Raw genomic sequence first — 21,101 nt, 5'->3', positions numbered from 1 at the left:
CGACACCCGTCCCCGGTCAGGGGGTGGCGGAGGCGTTGGCGGCGATCTCGGGGAGGTCGGCCGGGCCGGGGTCGGCGGCCGGGCGCGGGGTCGGGTTGGTGGCGGCGGCGCGGACGGCGGCGGCCACGGCCGGGGCGACCCGGGAGTCGAAGACGCTCGGCACGATCACCGTCGGGTTGATCTTGTCCCCGCCGACCACGTCCGCGATGGCCCGGGCCGCGGCGAGCGCCATCTCCTCGGTGAACTCCTCGGCGTGCGCGTCGAGCATGCCGCGGAACACGCCGGGGAAGGCGAGCACGTTGTTGATCTGGTTCGGCTGGTCCGAGCGGCCGGTGGCGACCACCGCGGCGTGCTTGCGCGCCTCCCGCGGGTCGACCTCCGGGTCGGGGTTGGCGAGCGCGAAGACGATCGCGTCCTTGGCCATCGTGGCGATGTCGTCCCCGGTGAGCAGGTTCGGCGCGCTCACCCCGATGAAGACGTCCGCGCCCCGGACCGCGCCGGGCAGGTCCCCGGAGTAGTTCTCCCGGTTGGTGTTCTCGGCCAGCCACTGCCAGGCCGGGTTGAGCCCGGTGAGGCCGCGGTGCAGGGCGCCCTGCCGGTCGTACGCGATGATGTCGCCCACGCCCTGGCGCAGCAGCAGCTTCATGATCGCGGTGCCGGCCGCGCCGGCGCCGGAGACCACGACCCGGACCTCCGGAAGCTGCTTGCCCACGACGCGCAGCGCGTTGGTCAGCGCGGCCAGCACGCAGATCGCGGTGCCGTGCTGGTCGTCGTGGAAGACCGGGATGTCCAGCGCCTCGCGCAGCCGGGCCTCGATCTCGAAGCAGCGCGGCGCGGCGATGTCCTCCAGGTTGATCCCGCCGTACGCGGGCGCGATCGCCTTGACGATCTGCACGATCTCGTCGGTGTCCTGGGTGTCGAGCACCACCGGCCAGGCGTCCACCCCGCCGAAGCGCTTGAACAGCGCCGCCTTGCCCTCCATCACCGGCAGCGCCGCCGCCGGCCCGAGGTTGCCCAGGCCCAGCACGGCCGAGCCGTCGCTGACCACCGCGACGGTGTTGCGCTTGATGGTCAGCCGCCGGGCGTCCGCCGGGTTCTCCGCGATCGCCATGCAGACCCGGGCCACCCCCGGGGTGTAGGCCCGGGACAGCTCGTCCCGGGTGCGCAGCGCCACCTTCGAGTTGACCTCGATCTTGCCGCCCAGGTGCAGCAGGAACGTCCGGTCGGAGACCTTGCGGACGTCCACGCCGTCCAGCGCGGTCAGCGCGTCGACCACCTGGTCGGCGTGGCCGGCGTCAGCGGTGTCGCAGGTCAGGTCGACGATCACGCTGGTCGGGTCGGAGTCGACCACGTCGAGCGCGGTGACGATCGCGCCGGCCTCGCCGGCCGCGGTGGTCAGCCGGCCGATCGAGGAGGCGTCCGCGGGCACCGCGATCCGGATCGTGATCGAGAATCCGGCACTCGGAAGTCGGGTGATGGCCACGGAAGTCCCTCCGTCATGGCTGAGCAGCTCGCCCCGCATTTCTACTCGCCCGCCGAGGTCGGCCGGCATCCGGCCCCGCATTTGGCGACGTTCACCACGGGCATATAGCAGGTGCGTCCCGCGTTGACACATGTCAGGATTGCTCAGTACATGCACAGAACGGACAGGAGACGCAGCTTGCGAGACCAGGAGACCTACGTTCCCTACGAGAACGACGAGCTCGACGCCACCACCGGCGAGTACGAGCTGTCGGAGCGGAAGGCGTTGCGGCGGGTCCCCGGCCTCTCCACCGAGCTCACCGACATCACCGAGGTCGAATACCGCCAGCTCCGGCTGGAGCGGGTCGTCCTGGTCGGCGTCTGGACCGAGGGCAGCCAGGACGACGCCGACAACTCCCTCACCGAGCTGGCGGCGCTGGCCGAGACGGCCGGCTCGCAGGTGCTCGAGGGGCTGATCCAGCGGCGCAACCGCCCCGACCCGGCCACCTACATCGGCCGGGGCAAGGTCGACGACCTCGGCGCGGTGGTGCTCTCCACCGGCGCCGACACGGTGATCTGCGACGGTGAGCTCTCCCCGTCCCAGCTGCGCAACCTGGAGCAGCGCACCAAGGTCAAGGTGGTCGACCGGACGGCGCTGATCCTCGACATCTTCGCCCAGCACGCCAAGAGCAAGGAAGGTAAGGCGCAGGTCGAGCTGGCCCAGCTCGAGTACCTGCTGCCGCGGCTTCGTGGTTGGGGTGAGACGCTCTCCCGGCAGACCGGTGGTTCCGGCCGCGGCGGCGGTGCCGGCGGCGGTGTGGGTCTGCGTGGTCCCGGTGAGACCAAGCTGGAGACCGACCGGCGCCGGATCCGCACCCGGATCGCGCGGCTGCGCCGCGAGATCAAGGGCATGAAGGTGGTACGCCAGACCAAGCGCGCCCGCCGTTCCCGCAACGCCGTCCCGGCGGTGGCGATCGCCGGCTACACCAACGCTGGCAAGTCCAGCCTGCTCAACCGGCTCACCGGGGCGGGCGTGCTGGTGGAGAATGCGCTCTTCGCCACCCTGGACCCGACCACCCGCAAGGCCACCACCTCCGACGGCCGGCTCTACACGCTCTCCGACACCGTCGGGTTCGTCCGGCACCTGCCGCACCAGATCGTCGAGGCGTTCCGCTCGACGCTGGAGGAGGTCGCCGAGTCCGACGTGGTGGTGCACGTGGTCGACGGCACCCACCCGGATCCGGAGGGGCAGGTCCGCGCGGTCCGCGAGGTGCTCTCCGAGGTGGGCGCCGACCGGCTGCCCGAGCTGCTGGTGGTCAACAAGACCGACGCGGCCGACGAGGAGACGCTGCTGCGGCTCAAGCGGCTCTGGCCGGACGCCGTCTTCGTCTCCGCGCACAAGGGGCGGGGCCTCGACGGGTTGCGGCAGGCGATCGAGGAGCGGCTGCCCCGCCCGGCGGTGGAGGTCCGCGCCGTGCTGCCGTACGACCGGGGCGACCTGGTCGCCCGGGTGCACCAGCAGGGCGAGGTGCTCGACACCTCCCACCTGCCGGAGGGGACCCTGCTGCACGTCCGGGTGGGGGAGGCGCTCGCCGCCGAGCTGGCGCCGTTCACCGCGTACGAGGGCCAGGCGGTGGCCGCCGCCCGGTGAGCGCGCTCCCTGGGTCACCATGCCGCTCCCAGCGGCATGCGACACTGGCGAAATGCGCCGCGCTGTTTCCTCGGTCACGGTTGCCCTCGGCCTGCTCGGGGCGACCGTGGCGCCCGCCGCTGTCGCCGTGGCGGCACCCACGTCGTCCGCCCCGGTGACCCCGGGCAAGAAGCGCTGCACCATCGAGGACCCGCGGCTGCGCGAGGTCTCCGGGCTGGTGGCCACGAAGACCGGCTACATCGTGGTCAACGACGGCACCCTCCAGGAGAGCCGCAAGCGGGTCTTCTTCCTGAACGGCAAGTGCGGGATCGCCAAGGATCCGGTCCGCTACTCCGGTGCCGGCCCGTTCGACACCGAGGACCTCGCGCTCTCCCCGAACGGCCAGACGCTCTGGATCGCCGATACCGGCGACAACCTGACCAGCAAGGAGCGGCGCAGCCGGGTCGCGGTGTGGAGCATGCCGGTCAGCGGCGCCAAGCAGCCGGTGCTGCACCGGCTGTCGTACCCGGAGCGCAAGCCGCACGACGCGGAGGCGTTGCTGATCGGCGCCGACGGCCTGCCGCTGGTGATCACCAAGGTGCCCAGCGGCAAGGCGGAGATCTACGCCCCGACGGGGAAGCTCAACAGCGGTGACACCGAGCCGGTGCCGATGAAGAAGGTCGGCGAGGTCAGCCTGCCGAAGACCACCACCGAGAACCCGTTGAACATCATCGGCCGGGTGGCGGTCACCGGCGCGGCCCGCTCACCGGACGGCACCAGGGTGGTGCTGCGCACCTACGCGGACGCCTTCGAGTACGACGTGTCCAACGGCGACGTCCTCGCCGCGCTGACCACCGGCAAGCCCCGGGTCACCCCGCTGGCCGACCCGTTCGGGGAGGCGATCTCCTACACCGCCGACGGGAAGTCGTTCGTCACCGTCTCCGACGGCGGCGAGCTCGCCCCGGACGAGCCGGTCGACATCCTCGGCTACACCCCCTCCAGCAAGGGCGCCGAGGCGCTCGACGGGGCCGCGGCCGCAGCGAAGCCGGTGGCGCAGAAGTCCTGGTACGACGGCCTCAGCCTGGATCAGATCACGTACCTGATCGGGGCGGTCGGCGTGCTGGGCGCGTTGCTGGTTGGCGCCGGCATCTTCGGGATCATGCGGGCGCGACGCAACCCCGCGCCCGCCGACGAGGGCCGCGCCCTCGACCGCGGCCCGGAGGACGGCTTCGGGCCCGGCGGCGGCCGGCCCGGTGGCGGCAACGCCGGCGGGGAACGGCCGCGCGGTGGCGTCTACGGCGGCGCACCCTCGGGCAGCGGGGTCTACGGTGCCCCGGCCGGCGCCGGTGGCGCGCCAGGTCGGGCGGCGGCCGGTAGCGCCTACGGTGGCGGCGGCCGCCCGCCCGCGGGTGGGCCCGCGGGTGGCGGTGGTCGTCCGGCCGGTGGTGGTGTCTACGGCGGTGGTCGCCCGGCCGGTGACGGGGCCTACGGCGGCGGTCCTTCGAGCGGTGGCCGGGGCGGCGCCCCGAACGGCCCCGCTCCGAACGGCGGTGGCCCGAACGGCGGCGGCCAGCGCGGTGGCGGCGGCGTCTACGGCGGCGGCCGGGCCGAGGCCCCGCGCCGAGAGCCCGGGCCCCGGGATCCGCGGTCCGGCCCGCGTCGCGACGCCGGCCCCGACGACCGGCACGGCGGCCAGTACGGCTACGGCCCGCCGCCCGGCCGGGGCGAACGCTACTGATCCGACGAACGACGAGGGGGTGGCCGCCACCCGGGCGGCCACCCCCCTCGTCGTCGGATGCTCAGATCCGGCGCAGCACCGCCACGACGCGACCCATGATGGTGGCGTCGTCGCCGGGGATCGGGTCGAAGGCCGGGTTCTGCGGCATCAGCCAGACGTGCCCGTCCCGCCGCCGGTAGGTCTTGACGGTCGCCTCGCCGTCGAGCATGGCCGCGACGATCGCGCCGGAGTCGGCGGTCGGCTGCTGCCGGACCACGACCCAGTCGCCGTCGCAGATCGCCGCGTCGAGCATCGAGTCGCCCTTGACCTGGAGCATGAAGACCTCGCCCTCACCCACCAGCTCGCGGGGGAGGGGGAAGATGTCCTCCACCGCCTGCTCGGCCAGGATCGGCCCACCGGCGGCGATCCGGCCCAGCATCGGCACGTATGCCGGGGCGGGACGCTGGGCCCGGCTCAGCTCGTCGTCGACGGCGTCGCTCGAGGCGCGGACGTCGACCGCGCGGGGCCGGTTCGGGTCGCGCCGCAGGAAGCCCTTCTTCTCCAGCTCCTTGAGCTGGTAGGCGACGCTCGACGGGGAGACCAGGCCGACCGCCTCGCCGATCTCGCGCACGCTCGGCGGGTAACCGTGCCGCTCGACCCAGGTGCGGATGAACTCCAGGATGCGGCGCTGCCGGGCGGTGAGGTCGACCGTGGCCGGGTCGGGGAAGCTGCTGACCACCGGGGTCACCGCGCGTACGGCCGGTTGGCCGGTCCGGCTGCGGGCGGCGCGGGGGCGCCGAGTGGCCGGCGGACCCGCCTCGGCGATCTGCTGCGGGTTCTTCTGCCGGCTGGCCCGGTCCTCGGTCACGTCCGTCCTCCCTGGTCGGCGCTGGGTGCCTTGGCGGCTCGTGGTGCGTGCGGGGGTGTCGCGGCGCCCGGTCCGACGTGGTACGCCGCGCCCGGTCGTTCATGACCGTATAGGTGAGATCGGTCATTTTCAAACATCTGTACGACCTGCCGTCGGCGTGTCGGGCGGAAATCCTGGAATCTCGAACGCGCGTTCTGATAAATGGTACGTCGTCGTCGAACTCCTGTTCGACCGGTAGGCGGTTTCGCGGTGGCCGTCCGTTTCCCGGGTGCTGGCCGGACGGGCGGTAACCTCCCGCCGGCCCGGCCGGTTGGGGATGTCGGCGGAGGGCGCTCCGGCCGGCGTCGATCTTTCCCGGGAGGGGGTTCGCCGGTGGCTTCCGAGGTGACGCGCCGGACACGCCGGCCAACTTGACCACACCCGGCCGGCGGCATACGGTCAACCCCTAGATGTAGTAGTCACACCGGCGTAAGTTGCCTACAGGTTGGGTTCAACTACCGACCGCACTCCCGTACCGTCGACGACGGCGAGGGCCATCGACACGGGCCTCGCCGGGTCTACGCGTGCCCGGGTGCAGGCGGCGTGCCACGGTCGATCAAGGAGGTCAGGCGATGCGGTGTCCGTACTGCCGGTACGCCGACTCCCGGGTGGTCGACTCGCGGGAGGCCGACGACGGCCAGCTGATCCGTCGCCGCCGTTCCTGCCCGGAGTGCGGCAAGCGGTTCACCACGGTGGAGGAGGCGGTCCTCGCGGTGGTCAAGCGCAGCGGGGTGACCGAGCCGTTCAGCCGGACGAAGATCATCGGCGGGGTGCGCAAGGCGTGCCAGGGGCGCCCGGTCGACGAGGACTCGATCGCGCTGCTCGCGCAGAAGGTCGAGGAGACCGTGCGGGCCAAGGGGGCCGCCGAGATCCCGAGCCACGAGGTGGGGCTGGCGATCCTGGGCCCACTGCGGGACCTGGACGAGGTGGCCTACCTCCGCTTCGCCAGCGTCTACCGGTCCTTCGACTCGCTTGCCGACTTCGAGCGGGAGATCGAGACGTTGCGGGCCGCGGCCCGCGCCCGAGAGGGCGCCGGGGCCGACGCGGTCGAGACCGCCGGCCGTACCAGTTGAGTTTTTCGGATTTCTGACAGTGACGACGCGCGGTGGGTGACCGCGCAGACGAGGGGGCGGATGAGATGGCGGGGGACGGCGTGACAACCAGCCGCTCGCGGGCGAAGGCCGGCGCGGTGTCGGGTCTGAAGGTCCAGCGGGTCTGGACGACCGAGGGCGTGCACCCCTACGACGAGGTGGCGTGGGAGCGCCGCGACGTCGTGATGACGAACTGGCGGGACGGCTCGATCAACTTTGAGCAGCGCGGGGTGGAGTTCCCCGAGTCCTGGAGCGTCAACGCGGCCAACATCGTGACCACCAAGTACTTCCGGGGCGCGGTGGGGACCCCGGAGCGGGAGTGGTCGCTCAAGCAGCTGATCGACCGGGTGGTCACCACCTACCGCAAGGCCGGTGAGGAGTTCGGCTACTTCGCCAGTCCGGCGGACGCCGAGATCTTCGCGCACGAGCTGACCTGGATGCTGCTGCGCCAGGTGTTCAGCTTCAACTCGCCGGTCTGGTTCAACGTCGGCACGCCGTCGCCGCAGCAGGTGAGCGCCTGCTTCATCCTCGCGGTGGACGACTCGATGGACTCGATCCTGGACTGGTACAAGGAGGAGGGGCTGATCTTCAAGGGCGGCTCCGGCTCCGGCGTCAACCTCTCCCGGATCCGCTCCTCCCGGGAGCTGCTCTCCTCCGGTGGCAACGCCTCCGGCCCGGTGAGCTTCATGCGCGGCGCGGACGCCTCCGCCGGCACCATCAAGTCCGGCGGCGCCACCCGGCGCGCGGCGAAGATGGTCATCCTCGACGTGGACCACCCGGACATCCAGGAGTTCGTGGTCACCAAGGCGCGCGAGGAGGACAAGATCCGCGCGCTGCGCGACGCCGGGTTCGACATGGACCTGGGCGGCGCCGACATCGTCAGCGTGCAGTACCAGAACGCCAACAACTCGGTCCGGGTCTCCGACGAGTTCATGTCGGCGGTGGAGAACGGCGGCGGCTTCGACCTGCGCGGCCGGCTCGACGGGCAGACCATCGAGACGATCGACGCCAAGAAGCTGTTCCGCAGCATCTCCCAGGCCGCCTGGGAGTGCGCCGACCCCGGTCTGCAGTACGACGACACCATCAACGACTGGCACACCTGCCCGGAGACCGGGCGGATCACCGCGTCGAACCCGTGCTCGGAGTACCTGCACCTGGACAACTCCTCGTGCAACCTGGCCTCGCTCAACCTGATGAAGTTCCTCCGCGCCGACGGTGGCTTCGAGGTGGAGAAGTTCGTCAGGTCGATCGAGTTCGTCATCACCGCGATGGACATCTCGATCTGCTTCGCCGACTTCCCGACCGAGAAGATCGGTGAGACCACCCGCGCCTACCGGCAGCTCGGCATCGGCTACGCCAACCTCGGCGCGCTGCTGATGGCCTCCGGCCTGCCGTACGACTCGGAGCAGGGCCGCTCCGTCGCCGCGGCGATCACCTCGCTGATGAACGGCACCGCGTACCGCCGCTCGGCGGAGCTGGCCGGCATCGTCGGCCCGTACGAGGGCTACGCCCGCAACGCCGAGCCGCACAAGCGGGTCATGCGCAAGCACGCCGCCGCCAACGACGAGATCAAGCCCACCAGCACCGTGGCGACCGCGATCGTGCGGGAGGCCACCAGGCAGTGGACCGAGGGCAACAAGGTCGGTGACAAGTTCGGCTGGCGCAACTCGCAGGCCAGCGTGCTCGCCCCGACCGGCACCATCGGCCTGATGATGGACTGCGACACCACCGGCGTCGAGCCGGACCTGGCGCTGGTCAAGTTCAAGAAGCTGGTCGGCGGCGGCTCGATGCAGATCGTCAACCAGACCGTGCCGCGCGCCCTGCGCAGCCTCGGCTACCCCGAGGAGCAGGTCGAGGCGATCGTCGAGCACATCGCCGACCACGGCCACGTGGTGGACGCCCCCGGCCTCAAGCCGGAGCACTACCCGGTCTTCGACTGCGCGATGGGCGAGCGGTCCATCGCCCCGATGGGCCACGTGCGGATGATGGCGGCCGTCCAGCCGTTCATCTCCGGCGCCATCTCCAAGACGGTCAACATGCCGGAGCAGGCCACCGTCGAGGACGTCGAGAAGATCTACTTCGAGGGCTGGAAGCTGGGCCTCAAGGCGCTGGCGATCTACCGCGACAACTGCAAGGTCGGCCAGCCGCTCTCCGTGGCCAAGCCGAACAAGGCCGTGGCGGAGAAGGTCGTCGAGAAGGTCGTCGAGAAGGTCGTCGAGTACCGCCCGGTGCGCAAGCGGCTGCCGAAGAAGCGCCCGTCGCAGACGGTCAGCTTCTCCGTCGGCGGCGCCGAGGGCTACCTCACCGCGTCGTCCTACCCGGACGACGGCCTCGGCGAGGTCTTCCTCAAGATGTCGAAGCAGGGCTCGACCCTGGCCGGTGTGATGGACGCCTTCTCGGTGGCCATCTCCATCGGTCTGCAGTACGGCGTCCCGCTGGAGACGTTCGTCAGCAAGTTCACCAACATGCGCTTCGAGCCGGCCGGCATGACCGACGACCCGGACGTGCGGATGGCCGCCTCGGTGATGGACTACATCTTCCGTCGCCTGGCGCTGGACTTCCTGCCGTACGAGCGCCGCGCCGAACTGGGCATCTTCACCGCCCAGGAGCGGGCCGCCCAGCTGCGGGCCGAGGCCGAGGCGGAGACGGCGGCCATCAGCGGTGCGGAGCTCACCGCGATGGCGTCCTCGGCCCCGGTCGAGGCCCCGACGGAACCCAAGTCGGCGGTCGCCCAGCCGGCCCAGGAAATGGCGGACGTCGCCGCCGTCAAGCCGGCCCCGGCGGTGGGCTCCAGCACCGAGCTGCTGGAGGCCGTGCTCGGCAAGGCCGCCGACGCGCCGCTCTGCTTCACCTGCGGCACCAAGATGCGGCCGGCCGGTAGCTGCTACGTCTGCGAGGGCTGCGGCTCCACCAGCGGCTGCAGCTGACATATACGAGGCGTCTGCGGAAACTGCGATAGGCAAAGCTGCCCCGATCCCTGAGCGGGGGTCGGGGCAGCTCATTAAAGCCAGGTTGCCAGGCAGTAGGACGCAGTCGGCAGCGCTGGGCACTGCAAGAGCAAGCAGGCGTGACCGAGCATCAGGTCCAGCAGATCCTGTCGGTGCACCTGCCCGGCGTCGACGGCCTCTGTGCCGGCTGCCGGTGGTGGTGGGCGCGGCTGGCTCCGTACCCCTGTTATCAGGCGGAATGGGCCTCCCGCTGGCATGCTCGCGCTGCCACCCGGCGCTTCCTGGACGGCCTGGCGTGACGACGCACGGTCCGGTCCTGCCGCTGTGGAGCTGCGGCGGCTGCAGCACCTGGAGGAGATCTCCCGTCGGCGGAAGCCGCGGAACAGTTCATAGACTGACCTCATGGTGACCCCACCGGCTGTCGTCGACGAGTTCGCCAGGGACGTCGCGGCGCTCGGCTGGGTCACCGATTTGCTGGTCGCGGGGTCGTTGGCCACCGGCGACTACCTTCCCGGCGTCAGCGATCTCGACCTGGTCGCGTTGACCGATGGGCCGGTCGACGCCGCCCGCCAGGCCGCGCTCGCCACCGTGCATCGTCGCCTCGACGACGGAGCCGGCTCCGGCGCCAACCTGGGCTGCGTCTACGTGGACGCCGCGACGATCCCCGACGTCCAGGTTCCGCATCCGACCTGGACCCACGGGCAGCTCGTCCAGCGCATCCTGTCCGGGGTCACCCGGGCGGAACTGGTGCGGCACGGGTACGCGCTCTTCGGCCGCCCACCCCGGGACGTCCTCCCGCCGATGAGTGACGACGATGTCCGAGCGGCTGCCCGCGCCGAGCTTACCGGCTACTGGGCCTGGGCCGCCCGGCGTCCGTGGCTGTGGCTGGACCCCGCCCTCGCGGACCTCGGGCTCACGTCGATGGCCCGGGGTCGCTACGCACTCCGCAACGGCGCACTGCTCAGCAAGACCGAAGCCATCAGGAAGGCCGACGCGCCTGACTGGCTGATCGACCAGGTGAGCGCCAGACGCCGAGGGGAGAGTGTCCGCTCCCCCCGGATACAAACAACCCTGATCGCGTGGCGTGACGCCCGCCGAACCGTCGCCCGCGCACAGCGGTTGGATGTCGGTACGACCGCGACCGACGGAGATCATTGACCGATGACGACCGCTGCGACCTACGCCGAGTTCGCCGCCCGTGAGGCGCGCGGGGTGTCGCCTGCGTACGAGCGCCTGTCGCTTGCGGTGTCCCGCGACGACGAGCTGCTCGCCCTGATCGATGCGCTCCCGCCGGCCAAGCGGCAGCCGAACCTGCTCTTCGCCGTGGTCCGGCTCCTCGGCGGTCCGGTCGAGGATTCGACCGCCTTCCACGACTACACCATGGCGAACTGGCCGGCGATCGAGGCGGAGATCCTCGCCCGGGCGACCCAGACGAACGAGGCCGGCCGGTGCGCCGTACTGCTCCCGGTGCTCGCCGCGCTGCCGCAGCCGCTCGCGCTGCTGGAGGTCGGCGCGTCCGCTGGCCTCTGCCTCTACCCGGACCGGTACGCGTACCGCTACGGTGACCGCCTGCTCGGCGAGGGTGCCCCAGTCCTCGACTGTGCGATCACCGGCAGTGCGCCACCGGCCAGGCTGCCCGAGGTGGTGTGGCGAGCCGGGCTGGACCTGAACCCGCTCGACGTGACCGACCCGGCTGACGTCGCGTGGCTGTACGCCCTCATCTGGCCGGAGCACACGCACCGCCGCGAACGGTTGCGAGCGGCGGTGAGCGTCGTCGCCGCCGATCCTCCGCTGCTCGTCCGGGGCGATCTGGTGGAGGACCTGCCGGCGCTGGCAGCGCTGGCACCGCCCGGCGCGACCCTGGTGGTGTTCCACACCTCGGTGCTGTACCAGGTGCCCGAACCCCGACGGGACGCGTTCGTCGAGCTGGTCCGCACGATGCCCGGGCACTGGGTCGCGAACGAGGACCCGGACGTGCTGTCCCACGCCGCATTGCCGGAGCAGCCGGGCGGGGCGTTTCACAACGTGCTCGCGCTGGACGGGATGCCGCTCGCCTGGACCCGGGGACACGGCCAGGCGATCACCTGGTTCGCGTGACCCCTGTTCTGCGGCCCCGGGCGGTCGGGTTCAATGCATGACCATGTCGCTGATGATCGGACCCGCGTTCACCATTCCCGGCTACACGACCGTGGGTCCGCCCGACTTCGAGACCGAGTTCGACGCGCTGGTCCACACTGCGGACAGCCTGGTGGGACACCCGGCTTAGGCGCCCCGCAAGGAGCACGTCGTGCTCGACGGGGCCGGCCACCGCTCGCTCTACGAGCGGCCCGGCCCCTTCGTCGACCTGCTGACCCGGGTCCGCGCCGAGACCGGTGGCCCCGGCGTGTGACCCGACCAACATCGTCTGACCTGGAGCCGTCGCTGCGGCGGCGGTGTCGAGTCGCCACGGATCAGACGATCATGGGGGTCCGGGGGCACGTCCGGCCAGGCGGTGATGGCACAGCGGGCCGCCCGGTAGGGTTCATGATCGACAGCCCCGATGGAAGGAACGGCCGGTGAGCATCGCTCTCTTCACGCTCGGCGGGACGATCGCGATGGCCGGGGTGGGCCCCGGGGAGCGGCCGGTGGTGACCCGGCTGACCGGGGCGGACCTGGTGGCCGCCGTGCCGGGACTGGCCGGGCTGGGCGCGCCGCTGGACGTCCGCGACGCGCTCGCCGTGCCCAGCGCCGACCTGTCGTACCGTCGGCTGATCGACGTGGTCGCCGCCGCCGCGCAGGCGGTGACCGACGGCGCGACCGGCGTGGTGGTCACCCAGGGCACCGACACCCTGGAGGAGACGGCCTTCCTGGCCGACCTGATCTGGCCGCACGCCGCGCCGCTGGTCTTCACCGGCGCCATGCGCAATCCGACCCTGGCGGGTGCGGACGGGCCGGCCAACCTGCTGGCCGCCGCTCGGGTCGCCGCGTCGCCCGACGCCCGCGACCTGGGCGTGCTGGTCGCTGTCAACGACCAGATTCATGCCGCGCGCTGGGTCCGCAAGACCCACAGCACCAGTACGGCCACCTTCGCCTCGCCCAACGCCGGTCCGCTCGGCCACCTGGTCGAGGGGCGGGTTCGCCTGCTCACCCGGCCGCCCCGCCGTCCGGCGCTGCCGCCGGTCGACCCGGCGCGGCTGGACGCCACCCGGGTGGCCCTGCACACCGTCACCCTGGACGACGACGGCTGGCAGCTCGACGGGCTGGCCGAGCGCCGGCACGGGTTGGTGGTGGCCGGCTTCGGGGTGGGGCACGTGCCGTCCGCGCTGGCCCCCGTGCTCAGCGCACTGGCCGAGGGCATCCCGGTGGTGCTGACGTCGCGCACCGGCGCCGGAGCGGTGCTGCGGCACACCTACGGCGCGGTCGGCTCGGAGACCGACCTGCAACGGCGCGGCCTGCTCAACGGCGGGCTGCTCGACCCCTACAAGGCGCTGGTGCTGCTGCGGCTGCTGCTGGCCGCCGGGGCCGACCGGGACGCGATCGCCGAGGCCTTCGCCCGGCACGGCTGACCGGCCCCGGCGGCCGGGCCGGGCCGGCCGGGCCATCGGGGCTGGCGGACCGCTTTCCGTAGACTGCCGGCGTGGCAGGGGAGCGGCGACCGTTGGCGGACCGGCCGCTCACCGAGCCGCATCCGTCCCGGCTGTCGCCGGAGCATCCCGACCGGGAGCGGATCCTCGCCCGGCACGCCGCCGCGCTGGCCGCCGGCGAGGCCGGCTACCCCGACCCGGGGACGGGGCTGTTCGTGCTGACCGCCGGCTTCCTGGCCCGCCGCGGCACCTGCTGCGGACGCGGCTGCCGGCACTGCCCCTACGTGGCCGACTGAACGGTAAACGAATGTCCCCGCGCCGCCGCCGCACCTAGGTTGGGTCGGCCGGGGCGGCCGCTCCGGCGAACCGTTCCGCACCAGGCAGGTGGCCGACCGTGACCCAGCAGCTCGACGCGCCGCGCGTCGGCGCAGCGCGCCCGCTGTGGCGCAACCGGGACTTCGCCCTGCTCTGGGGCGGCCAGACGGTCAGCGAGCTGGGCACCCGCATCTCCGGGGTGGCGGTGCCGCTGCTCGCCGCCGACACCCTCGACGCGGGCGTCTTCCAGGTCTCGCTGCTGAGCGCCCTGGCCTGGTTGCCGTACCTGCTCTTCTCGCTGCCGGCCGGGCTGCTCGCCGACCGGGTCGACCAGCGGCGGCTGATGGTCGCCTGCGACCTGGGCCGGGCCGCGCTGATGCTGTCAGTGCCGGTGGCCGCCCTGGTCGACCGGCTCTCGCTGGCCTTCCTCTACGTCGTGGTGGGGCTCTCCGGCGTGCTGACCGTGCTGTTCACCGTGTCGTACAAGACCACCCTGCCCCGGCTGGTGCCGGCCGACCGGCTCGTCGAGGGCAACGCCCGGCTCACCGTCAGCCAGGACGCCGCGCAGCTGGTCGGGCCGACGGTGGGCGGTGCGCTGACCGGCCTCGTGGGCGCCGCGAAGACCTTCCTCGGCACCACGCTCGCCTTCGTGGTCAGCGCGGTGACGTTGCTGCTGATCCGGCCGCCGGCCCGCAACCGGACCACGGACCCCGTCCGGCTCCCGCCGCGCGCCGCCCTCACCGAGGGGTTCGGCTTCATCCGCCGCCAGCCCATCCTGGTCCGCATCCTCGCCTGCACCGCCACGTCGAACTTCTTCGCGATCGGCACCAGTTCGCTGGAGGTGAGCTTCCTCGTCCGCGAGCTGCACGCCGCCCCGGCGACGGTCGGGCTGGTGTTCTCCCTCGGCGCGGTCGGCGGCCTGGTCACCGGCGCGCTGGCCGCCCGGCTGTCGCGGTGGATCGGCTCGGCCCGGGTGATCTGGGTGGCGATGGCCGCCCCCGGCCCGCTCTACCTGCTCGTGCCCTTGGCCCGGCCCGGCTGGGGGCTGGCGCTCTACGTCGTCGGGCTCGCCGCGTTCTCCGCGAACGTGGTGCTCTACAACGTCGCCATCCTGTCGTACCGGCAGCGGATCACCCCGCCGGAGCTGCTGGGGCGGGTGACCGCCACGTTCCTCTGGGTCTGCTTCGGGGTGGTCCCGCTGGGCGCGCTCTTCGGCGGGACGCTCGGCAGCCAGTGGGGGATGCGGCCGGCGCTCGTGGTGTGCGCGCTGGGCACCTGGAGCGCGGCGCTCTTCGTCGTCCTCTCTCCACTGCGGAGGATGCGCGACCTCCCGGCGACCTGAGGGCCGACCGGGGGTTCCGTCCGGCCGGGGCAGCCCGTACGGTGTCCGACGGACATCCGGCGGGCACCCCCCGCCGACGACTGCGGAGGTTCCACGTGCGCGCGCGGATCTGGCTCGCTGGCCTGGGCGTACTGCTGAGCGCCGGTTGCGGCGCGGAGCAGGACCGGCAGGTGGCGGTGCCCGAGGTGGAGCCGGTGACCGTCGAGGTGGCGGCGGCCTCGTCGGGCGGCGCCTGCAAGCTGCTCGACTTCGCGGCCATCGCGAAGCACACCGGCGGCCGTTTCGACGTGGCGGCGGCCAGCGACCAGGGCGACACCCACACCTGCGTGGTACGCGCCGAGGGCGCCACGTGGCCGGAGCTGATGCTGACGGTCACCGACACCTCGATCGACGTGCCGACCTTCAACACCGACCTGCGACCCGACGGTGCGGTCACGGTGTCGAAGCTGGGCCAGGTCGCCTACCGCCGGACCTCGGCGAAGACCGCCAAGCACGGGCCGGTCGCCGAGGTGGGCTGGCTCGCCACCGAGGACCGACTGGCGACCCTGCGCTGGACCAGCCGCCCGAACGCCGCGCGGGCCGAGGCGGACGCGCAGGCCACCAAGCTGATCGCCCTGGCCAGGACGCTGAACACCCGCGCCATGTGAGGCGCCGCGGGGGCGGTCAGTGGGCGGCGACGAAGACCCGGGAGGCGACCTCGCGGGGCAGCCGGATCCGCTCGCCCGAGCGGTCGATGAACACCCCGTCGCGCTCCTGGGCCACCGTGACGGTGGCGCCCGGGTCGACCCCGGCGGCGTGCAACTGGCGCAGCACGTCCGAGTCGGTCTGCACGCTCTCGCAGATCCGCCGGACCACCACCGGACCGGAGAGGCCGGGGAAGGCCAGGTTGCGCTCACCCTCGGCGGTGTCGGTGGCCTCCGGCTCCAGCGAGCCCAGCTCCTCCAGCCCGGGGATCGGGTTCCCGTACGGCGAGCGGGTCGGCCGGTTGAGCAGGTCGTAGACCCGCTTCTCGACCGCGTCGCTCATCACGTGCTCCCACCGGCAGGCCTCCTCGTGGGCCTCCTCGTAGGGCATTCCGATCACGTTGACCAGCAGCAGCTCGGCCAGCCGGTGCTTGCGCATGACCGAGACGGCGGCGTTGCGGCCCAGCGCGGTCAGCGCCAGGTGCCGGTCGCCCTCGACGGTGAGCAGGCCGTCGCGCTCCATCCGGGCGACGGTCTGGCTGACGGTGGGCCCGCTCTGCCGCAGCCGCTCGGCGATCCGGGCGCGCAGCGGCGGCACACCCTCCTCCTCGAGCTCGAGGATGGTGCGCAGGTACATTTCGGTCGTATCGACCAGGTCATGCTTCACGTCAGCGGCCTCCCGAAGGTCGATGCTACCCCGCGGGTGGGACGATCCACCGCCCGCGAACCGTGAGGTCGGTACCCGGATGGTGTTGACTGGACCGCATGTCCGGAACCCAGGAGCTGCTGGTCGAGCCTGACCGGCTCGCCGCCGAGCTGCACCGCGCCGACCCGCCCACCCTGCTCGACGTCCGCTGGCGCCTGGTCGGCCCGCCCGGGCGCGACGACTACGCGGTCGCTCACCTGCCCGGCGCGGTCTTCGTCGACCTGGACACCGCGCTCTGCGGCGCGCCGGGCGCCGCCGGCCGGCACCCGCTGCCCGACCCGGCCGCCCTGCAGGCGACGCTGCGGGCCGCCGGCGTCCGCGCCGGTCACCCCGTCGTGGTGTACGACGGCGGCGACGGCATGGCCGCCGCCCGCGCCTGGTGGACGCTGCGCTGGGCCGGGCACCGGGAGGTACGCCTGCTGCACGGCGGCTGGCCGGCCTGGACGGCGGCCGGCCTGCCCAGCTCCACCGAGGTGCCCACCCCGCCGCCCGGGGACGTGAGGGTCCGCCCCGGGGCGCTGCCGGTGCTGGACGCGAACGACGCCGCCCGGCTCGCCGCGGCCGACGCGGGCACGCTGCTCGACGTCCGGGCCGCACCCCGCTACCGGGGCGAGACCGAGCCGATCGACCCGGTCGCCGGGCACCTGCCGGGCGCGGTCAACCTCCCCGCCCCGGAGTACGTCACCGAGGGCCGCTTCCTGTCCGCCGAGGCGCTGCGCGAGCGGTTCGCCGCGGCCGGGGTGACCGACGGCGCGCCGGTCGGGGCGTACTGCGGGTCGGGGGTGACCGCCGCGCAGGCGGTGCTCGCCCTGCACCTGGCCGGCCGGTCGGACGCCGCGCTCTACGTCGGGTCGTGGAGCAACTGGGTGGCCGACCCGTCCCGCCCGGTCGCCACCGGGGAGACACCGCGGCGCTGAGCAGTGCGTGCGTGGTGGGCGGCCGGCCGCCCCCGTGCGACGATAACCCCATGTCGGACGACACGGTGGTGGTGTGGGACGAGTCCCTGCTCGCCTACGACATGGGGGAGCACCCCCTCAACCCGGTACGGGTCGAGCTGACCATCGCGCTGGCCCGCGAGCTGGGCGTCCTCGACCGGCCCGGGGTCCGGCTGGTCAAGCCGGAGCCGGCGGACGATGCGCTGCTCACCCGGGTGCACCGGCCCGACTACCTGGAGGCGGTCCGCGCCGCGCCACAGGACCCGCTCTTCGCCGGGTACGGGCTGGGCACGTCGGACAACCCGGTCTTCGACGGGATACACGAGTCCAGCGCGCTGATCGCCGGGGCCAGCGTGGCCGCCGCCGAGGCGGTCTGGCGGGGCGAGGCCCGGCGTGCGGTCAACGTGGCCGGCGGGCTGCACCACGCCATGCCCGCCCGGGCCGCCGGGTTCTGCGTCTACAACGACCCGGCGGTCGCCATCGCCCGCCTGCTCGACCTGGGCGCGGAGCGGATCGCGTACGTGGACGTGGACGTGCACCACGGCGACGGCGTGCAGGAGATCTTCTACGCCGACCCGCGGGTGCTCACGATCAGCCTGCACGAGACGCCGCTCGCCCTCTTCCCGGGCACCGGCTTCCCCGACGAGACCGGTGGCCCCGGCGCCGAGGGGAGCGCGGTCAACGTGCCGCTGCCGCCCGGCACCGGCGACGCCGGCTGGCAGCGGGCCTTCCACGCGATCGTGCCGTCGGTGCTGCGGGCGTTCCGGCCGCAGATCCTGGTCACCCAGTGCGGTGCCGACGGGCACCGGGTCGACCCCCTGGCCGACCTGCACCTCTCCGTCGACGGGCAGCGGGCCACCTACCTCGCCCTGCGGGCGCTAGCCGACGAGCTCTGCGACGGCCGCTGGGTGGCCACCGGCGGCGGCGGGTACGCGCTGGTCGAGGTGGTGCCCCGGGCCTGGACCCACCTGCTGGCCGTGGCCACCGGCGACCCGCTCGACCCGGCCACCCTCACCCCGCCCGCCTGGCGGGAACTGGCCGACCGGCGACTGCCCGGGCGGCAGATCCCGCTGCGGATGACCGATGACATCGACCCGGCCTACCAGCCGTGGCAGCCGGCCGGCGAGCCGAACTCGGTGGACCGGGCCATCGCCGCCGTCCGCAAGGCGGTCTTCCCGCTGCACGGACTCGACCCACACGACCCGCGCGACTGAGCCGGCGGCCTGGGGGAGGGGACCGACCGGTGACCACAGTCGACCAACCGGTGGACGTGCTGCTCAGCGACGGCAGCACCGTCCAGCTGCGGCCGATCCGGCCAGAGGACGCAGCGGAGATCGTGGCGATGCACTCGCGCTTCTCCGAGCGCACCCGCTACCTGCGCTACTTCTCGCCGTACCCGCGCATCCCGGAACGGGACCTGCAACGCTTCGTCAACGTCGACCACCGCGACCGGGAGGCGTTCGTGGTGCTCGCCGGCACCCGGATGGTCGCCGTCGGCCGGTACGAGCGGCTCGGCCCGGAGGCGCCGGAGGCCGAGGTGGCGTTCGTGGTGGAGGACGACTACCAGGGCCGGGGGATCGGCCCGGTGCTGCTGGAGCACCTGGCCGATTCGGCCCGGCGGTTCGGCATCGTGCACTTCGTCGCCGAGGTTCTCCCCACCAACAGCACCATGCTGCGGGTCTTCTCCGACTTCGGCTACCAGGTCCAGCGCCAGTACGCCGACGGTGTGGTGCACCTGAACTTCCCGATCGCCCCCACCGAGGCGACCCTGGAGGTGCAGCGCGGCCGGGAGCACCGCACCGAGGCGCGCTCGATCGCCCGGCTGCTCGCCCCGCGCGGCATCGCCGTCTACGGGGCCAGCGCCACCGGGCAGGGCGTCGGCGCGGCGGTCCTCGGTCACCTGCGCGACGGCGGCTACCCGGGGGCGATCGTCCCGGTGCACCCGAGCGCGACGACGGTGGCCGGGCTGCCCGCGTACCCCTCGGCGGCCGACGCCGGCGCGGAGGTCGACCTGGCGGTCGTCGCGGTGGCGCCGGAGGCGGCGCCCGCGGTGGTGGCCGACGCGGCCGCCGCCGGCGCGCACGGCCTGGTGGTCATCTCCGCCGGCTTCGCCGAGGCGGGGCCCGAGGGCGCCGCCGCGCAGCGCGCGCTGGTCCGGGCCGCGCACGCCGCCGGCATGCGGGTGGTCGGCCCGAACTGCCTCGGCGTGGCGAACACCGAGGAGAAGGTACGCCTCAACGCCACCCTCGCCCCGGTCCTGCCCGCCCCCGGCCGGGTCGGCTTCTTCAGCCAGTCCGGCGCGTTCGGGGTGGCGCTGCTGGCCGAGGCGCAGCGGCGTGGCCTGGGCCTGTCCAGCTTCGTCTCGGCCGGCAATCGGGCCGACGTCTCTGGCAACGACCTGTTGCAGTACTGGCAGGACGATCCGGGAACCGAAGTGATCCTGCTCTACCTGGAGACCTTCGGTAACCCGCGCAAGTTCGCCCGGCTGGCCCGCCGGATCGGCCGGGACAAGCCGGTGGTGGCGCTCGCCTCGCTGGCCCGGCCGGTCGGCCTCGGCGAGGGGCCCGTGCTCGACGAGGCCGCGGTCAGCGCGCTCTTCGCCCAGTCCGGGGTGATCCGGGTGGACACCGTCGCCGAGCTGCTCGACGTCGGCGTGCTGCTGGCCAACCAGCCGCTGCCCGCCGGGTCCCGGGTCGGCGTGGTGGGCAACTCCTCCGCGCTGACCGGCCTCGCCGCCACCGCCTGCGCCGCCCAGGGACTCACCCTCGCCGACGGCTATCCGCGCGATGTCGGACCGCACGCCGGCGCCGCCGCGTTCACCGCCGCGCTGGCCGGTGCCGCCGCCGACGACGGAGTGGACGCCCTGGTCGCCGTCTTCGCCCCGCCGCTGCCCGGCCAGCTGACCGTCGAGGAGGCGGACTTCACCGCCGCCCTGCCGGCCGCGCTGGGCGCCGGCAAGCCGACCGTGGTGACCTTCCTCGCCGGGCGGGTGCCGGCCGGGCTGCCCGCCTACCCGAGCGTGGAGGAAGCGGTCCGGGCCCTGGCCCGGGTCACCAGGTACGCGGCCTGGCTGCGCCGCGACCCGGGGGCGCTGCCCGAGCTGCCCCGGGTGGACCGGCTGGCCGGCCAGGCGGCGATCCGCGCCGACGCCTCGGACCCGGCGGGGCTGCTCGGGGCGTACGGGATCGACCTGGTGAAGTCGGCGCCCGCCGGCAGCGCCGACGAGGCGGTCGCCGCCGCCGAGCGGCTCGGCTGGCCGGTGGCGCTCAAGGCGGCCGCCCCCGGCCTGCGGCACCGCCTCGACCTCGGCGCGGTACGCCTCGACCTCGCCGACCCGGTCGCGCTGCGCCGGGCGTACGCCGAGATGACGGCGGTCTTCGGCGCGGACGTCCTGGTCCAGCCGATGGTCCCGCCCGGGGTGGCCTGCGTGGTGGAGCTGATGGAGGATCCGGCGTTCGGGCCGGTGGTCGGCTTCGGTCTGGGCGGCGTCGCCACCGAGCTGCTCGGCGACCGGGCCTGGCGGGCGGTGCCGCTGACCGACCGGGACGCCGCCGAGCTGGTCGACGAGCCGCGGGCCGCGCCGCTGCTGCGCGGGCACCGGGGCGCCGCGCCGGTGGACCGGTCCGCCCTGGTCGACCTGCTGCTGCGGGTCGGCCGGCTCGCCGACGAGCAGCCCCGGGTCCGGTCGCTCACCCTGAATCCGGTGCTGGCCCGGCCGGACGGCATCTCCGTGCTGCACGCCACGGTCGGGGTCGGCTCGGCCGGCGCCCGCCCGGACACCGGCCCCCGCCGTCTCTGACCGG

17 protein-coding genes are annotated in these 21,101 nt (G+C 73.4%); 14 read left to right on the top strand and 3 right to left on the bottom strand.

The genetic code is table 11. From position 1 onward, the window contains the following. Positions 1–16: 16 nt before the first annotated feature. Positions 17–1,522 (bottom strand): NAD-dependent malic enzyme, encoded by a 1,506-nt coding sequence (locus ACLQ2U_RS04055; RefSeq protein WP_425749336.1) that lies wholly within the window; start codon positions 1,520–1,522, stop codon positions 17–19. Positions 1,523–1,633: 111 nt separating this feature from the next. Between ACLQ2U_RS04055 and hflX the strand changes: the two genes are divergently transcribed. Together hflX and ACLQ2U_RS04045 are read left to right on the top strand one after the other, a co-directional pair. Then, a complete protein-coding gene (gene hflX / locus ACLQ2U_RS04050) occupies positions 1,634–3,112 on the top strand; it encodes a GTPase HflX (protein WP_425749153.1) in 1,479 nt (492 codons plus the stop codon). A gap of 52 nt (positions 3,113–3,164) precedes the next feature. Next, positions 3,165–4,829 carry a hypothetical protein gene (locus tag ACLQ2U_RS04045; RefSeq protein ID WP_425749152.1) on the top strand — a complete coding sequence of 555 codons (1,665 nt, stop codon included), beginning with the start codon at positions 3,165–3,167 and terminating at the stop codon, positions 4,827–4,829. Positions 4,830–4,890: 61 nt separating this feature from the next. On the opposite strand, the gene lexA is transcribed toward ACLQ2U_RS04045, so the two are convergent. Then, the gene (lexA, locus tag ACLQ2U_RS04040; protein ID WP_425749151.1) at positions 4,891–5,676 is read right to left on the bottom strand and encodes a transcriptional repressor LexA; all 786 of its coding nucleotides are present in this window, start codon (positions 5,674–5,676) and stop codon (positions 4,891–4,893) included. Between the two features lie 611 nt (positions 5,677–6,287). Between lexA and nrdR the strand changes: the two genes are divergently transcribed. The 9 genes from nrdR to ACLQ2U_RS03995 all read left to right on the top strand — a co-directional run bounded on the left by nrdR (position 6,288) and on the right by ACLQ2U_RS03995 (position 15,621). Further along, complete coding sequence (gene nrdR, locus ACLQ2U_RS04035) at positions 6,288–6,788, top strand: transcriptional regulator NrdR (RefSeq protein WP_425749150.1); 501 nt, start codon at positions 6,288–6,290, stop codon at positions 6,786–6,788. A 65-nt stretch (positions 6,789–6,853) separates the two neighbouring features. Further along, the gene (locus ACLQ2U_RS04030; RefSeq protein ID WP_425749335.1) at positions 6,854–9,733 is read left to right on the top strand and encodes a vitamin B12-dependent ribonucleotide reductase; all 2,880 of its coding nucleotides are present in this window, start codon (positions 6,854–6,856) and stop codon (positions 9,731–9,733) included. 140 nt (positions 9,734–9,873) lie between these two features. Further along, a complete protein-coding gene (locus ACLQ2U_RS04025) occupies positions 9,874–10,053 on the top strand; it encodes a hypothetical protein (RefSeq protein WP_425749149.1) in 180 nt (59 codons plus the stop codon). 103 nt (positions 10,054–10,156) lie between these two features. Then, a complete protein-coding gene (locus tag ACLQ2U_RS04020; protein ID WP_425749148.1) occupies positions 10,157–10,912 on the top strand; it encodes a nucleotidyltransferase domain-containing protein in 756 nt (251 codons plus the stop codon). A gap of 3 nt (positions 10,913–10,915) precedes the next feature. Further along, a complete protein-coding gene (locus ACLQ2U_RS04015) occupies positions 10,916–11,851 on the top strand; it encodes a DUF2332 domain-containing protein (RefSeq protein WP_425749147.1) in 936 nt (311 codons plus the stop codon). A 458-nt stretch (positions 11,852–12,309) separates the two neighbouring features. Beyond that, a complete protein-coding gene (locus ACLQ2U_RS04010) occupies positions 12,310–13,299 on the top strand; it encodes an asparaginase (protein WP_425749146.1) in 990 nt (329 codons plus the stop codon). A 71-nt stretch (positions 13,300–13,370) separates the two neighbouring features. Continuing rightward, entirely contained in the window at positions 13,371–13,613 is a 243-nt protein-coding gene (locus ACLQ2U_RS04005) for a DUF5522 domain-containing protein (RefSeq protein ID WP_425749145.1), read from the top strand. A gap of 98 nt (positions 13,614–13,711) precedes the next feature. Further along, complete coding sequence (locus ACLQ2U_RS04000) at positions 13,712–14,974, top strand: MFS transporter (RefSeq protein ID WP_425749144.1); 1,263 nt, start codon at positions 13,712–13,714, stop codon at positions 14,972–14,974. A gap of 95 nt (positions 14,975–15,069) precedes the next feature. After that, positions 15,070–15,621, top strand: coding sequence for a hypothetical protein (locus ACLQ2U_RS03995; RefSeq protein ID WP_425749143.1), 552 nt, complete (start codon positions 15,070–15,072; stop codon positions 15,619–15,621). A 16-nt stretch (positions 15,622–15,637) separates the two neighbouring features. On the opposite strand, the gene ACLQ2U_RS03990 is transcribed toward ACLQ2U_RS03995, so the two are convergent. After that, entirely contained in the window at positions 15,638–16,324 is a 687-nt protein-coding gene (locus ACLQ2U_RS03990) for a metal-dependent transcriptional regulator (protein WP_425749142.1), read from the bottom strand. 98 nt (positions 16,325–16,422) lie between these two features. On the opposite strand from ACLQ2U_RS03990, the gene ACLQ2U_RS03985 reads away from it, so the two are divergent. The 3 genes from ACLQ2U_RS03985 to ACLQ2U_RS03975 are packed head-to-tail and all read left to right on the top strand — an operon-like array spanning position 16,423 to position 21,097. After that, complete coding sequence (locus tag ACLQ2U_RS03985; RefSeq protein ID WP_425749141.1) at positions 16,423–17,280, top strand: sulfurtransferase; 858 nt, start codon at positions 16,423–16,425, stop codon at positions 17,278–17,280. Between the two features lie 50 nt (positions 17,281–17,330). Next, complete coding sequence (locus ACLQ2U_RS03980) at positions 17,331–18,512, top strand: acetoin utilization protein AcuC (RefSeq protein ID WP_425749140.1); 1,182 nt, start codon at positions 17,331–17,333, stop codon at positions 18,510–18,512. Positions 18,513–18,541: 29 nt separating this feature from the next. Then, on the top strand, positions 18,542–21,097 hold the full coding sequence (locus ACLQ2U_RS03975) for a GNAT family N-acetyltransferase (protein WP_425749139.1): 2,556 nt from the start codon (positions 18,542–18,544) through the stop codon (positions 21,095–21,097). Positions 21,098–21,101: the final 4 nt, after the last annotated feature.

The sequence above is a fragment of the Micromonospora sp. DT47 genome (assembly GCF_049844475.1).
GTDB lineage: Bacteria > Actinomycetota > Actinomycetes > Mycobacteriales > Micromonosporaceae > Micromonospora.
This window is presented reverse-complemented; position numbering and strand designations above follow the sequence as displayed.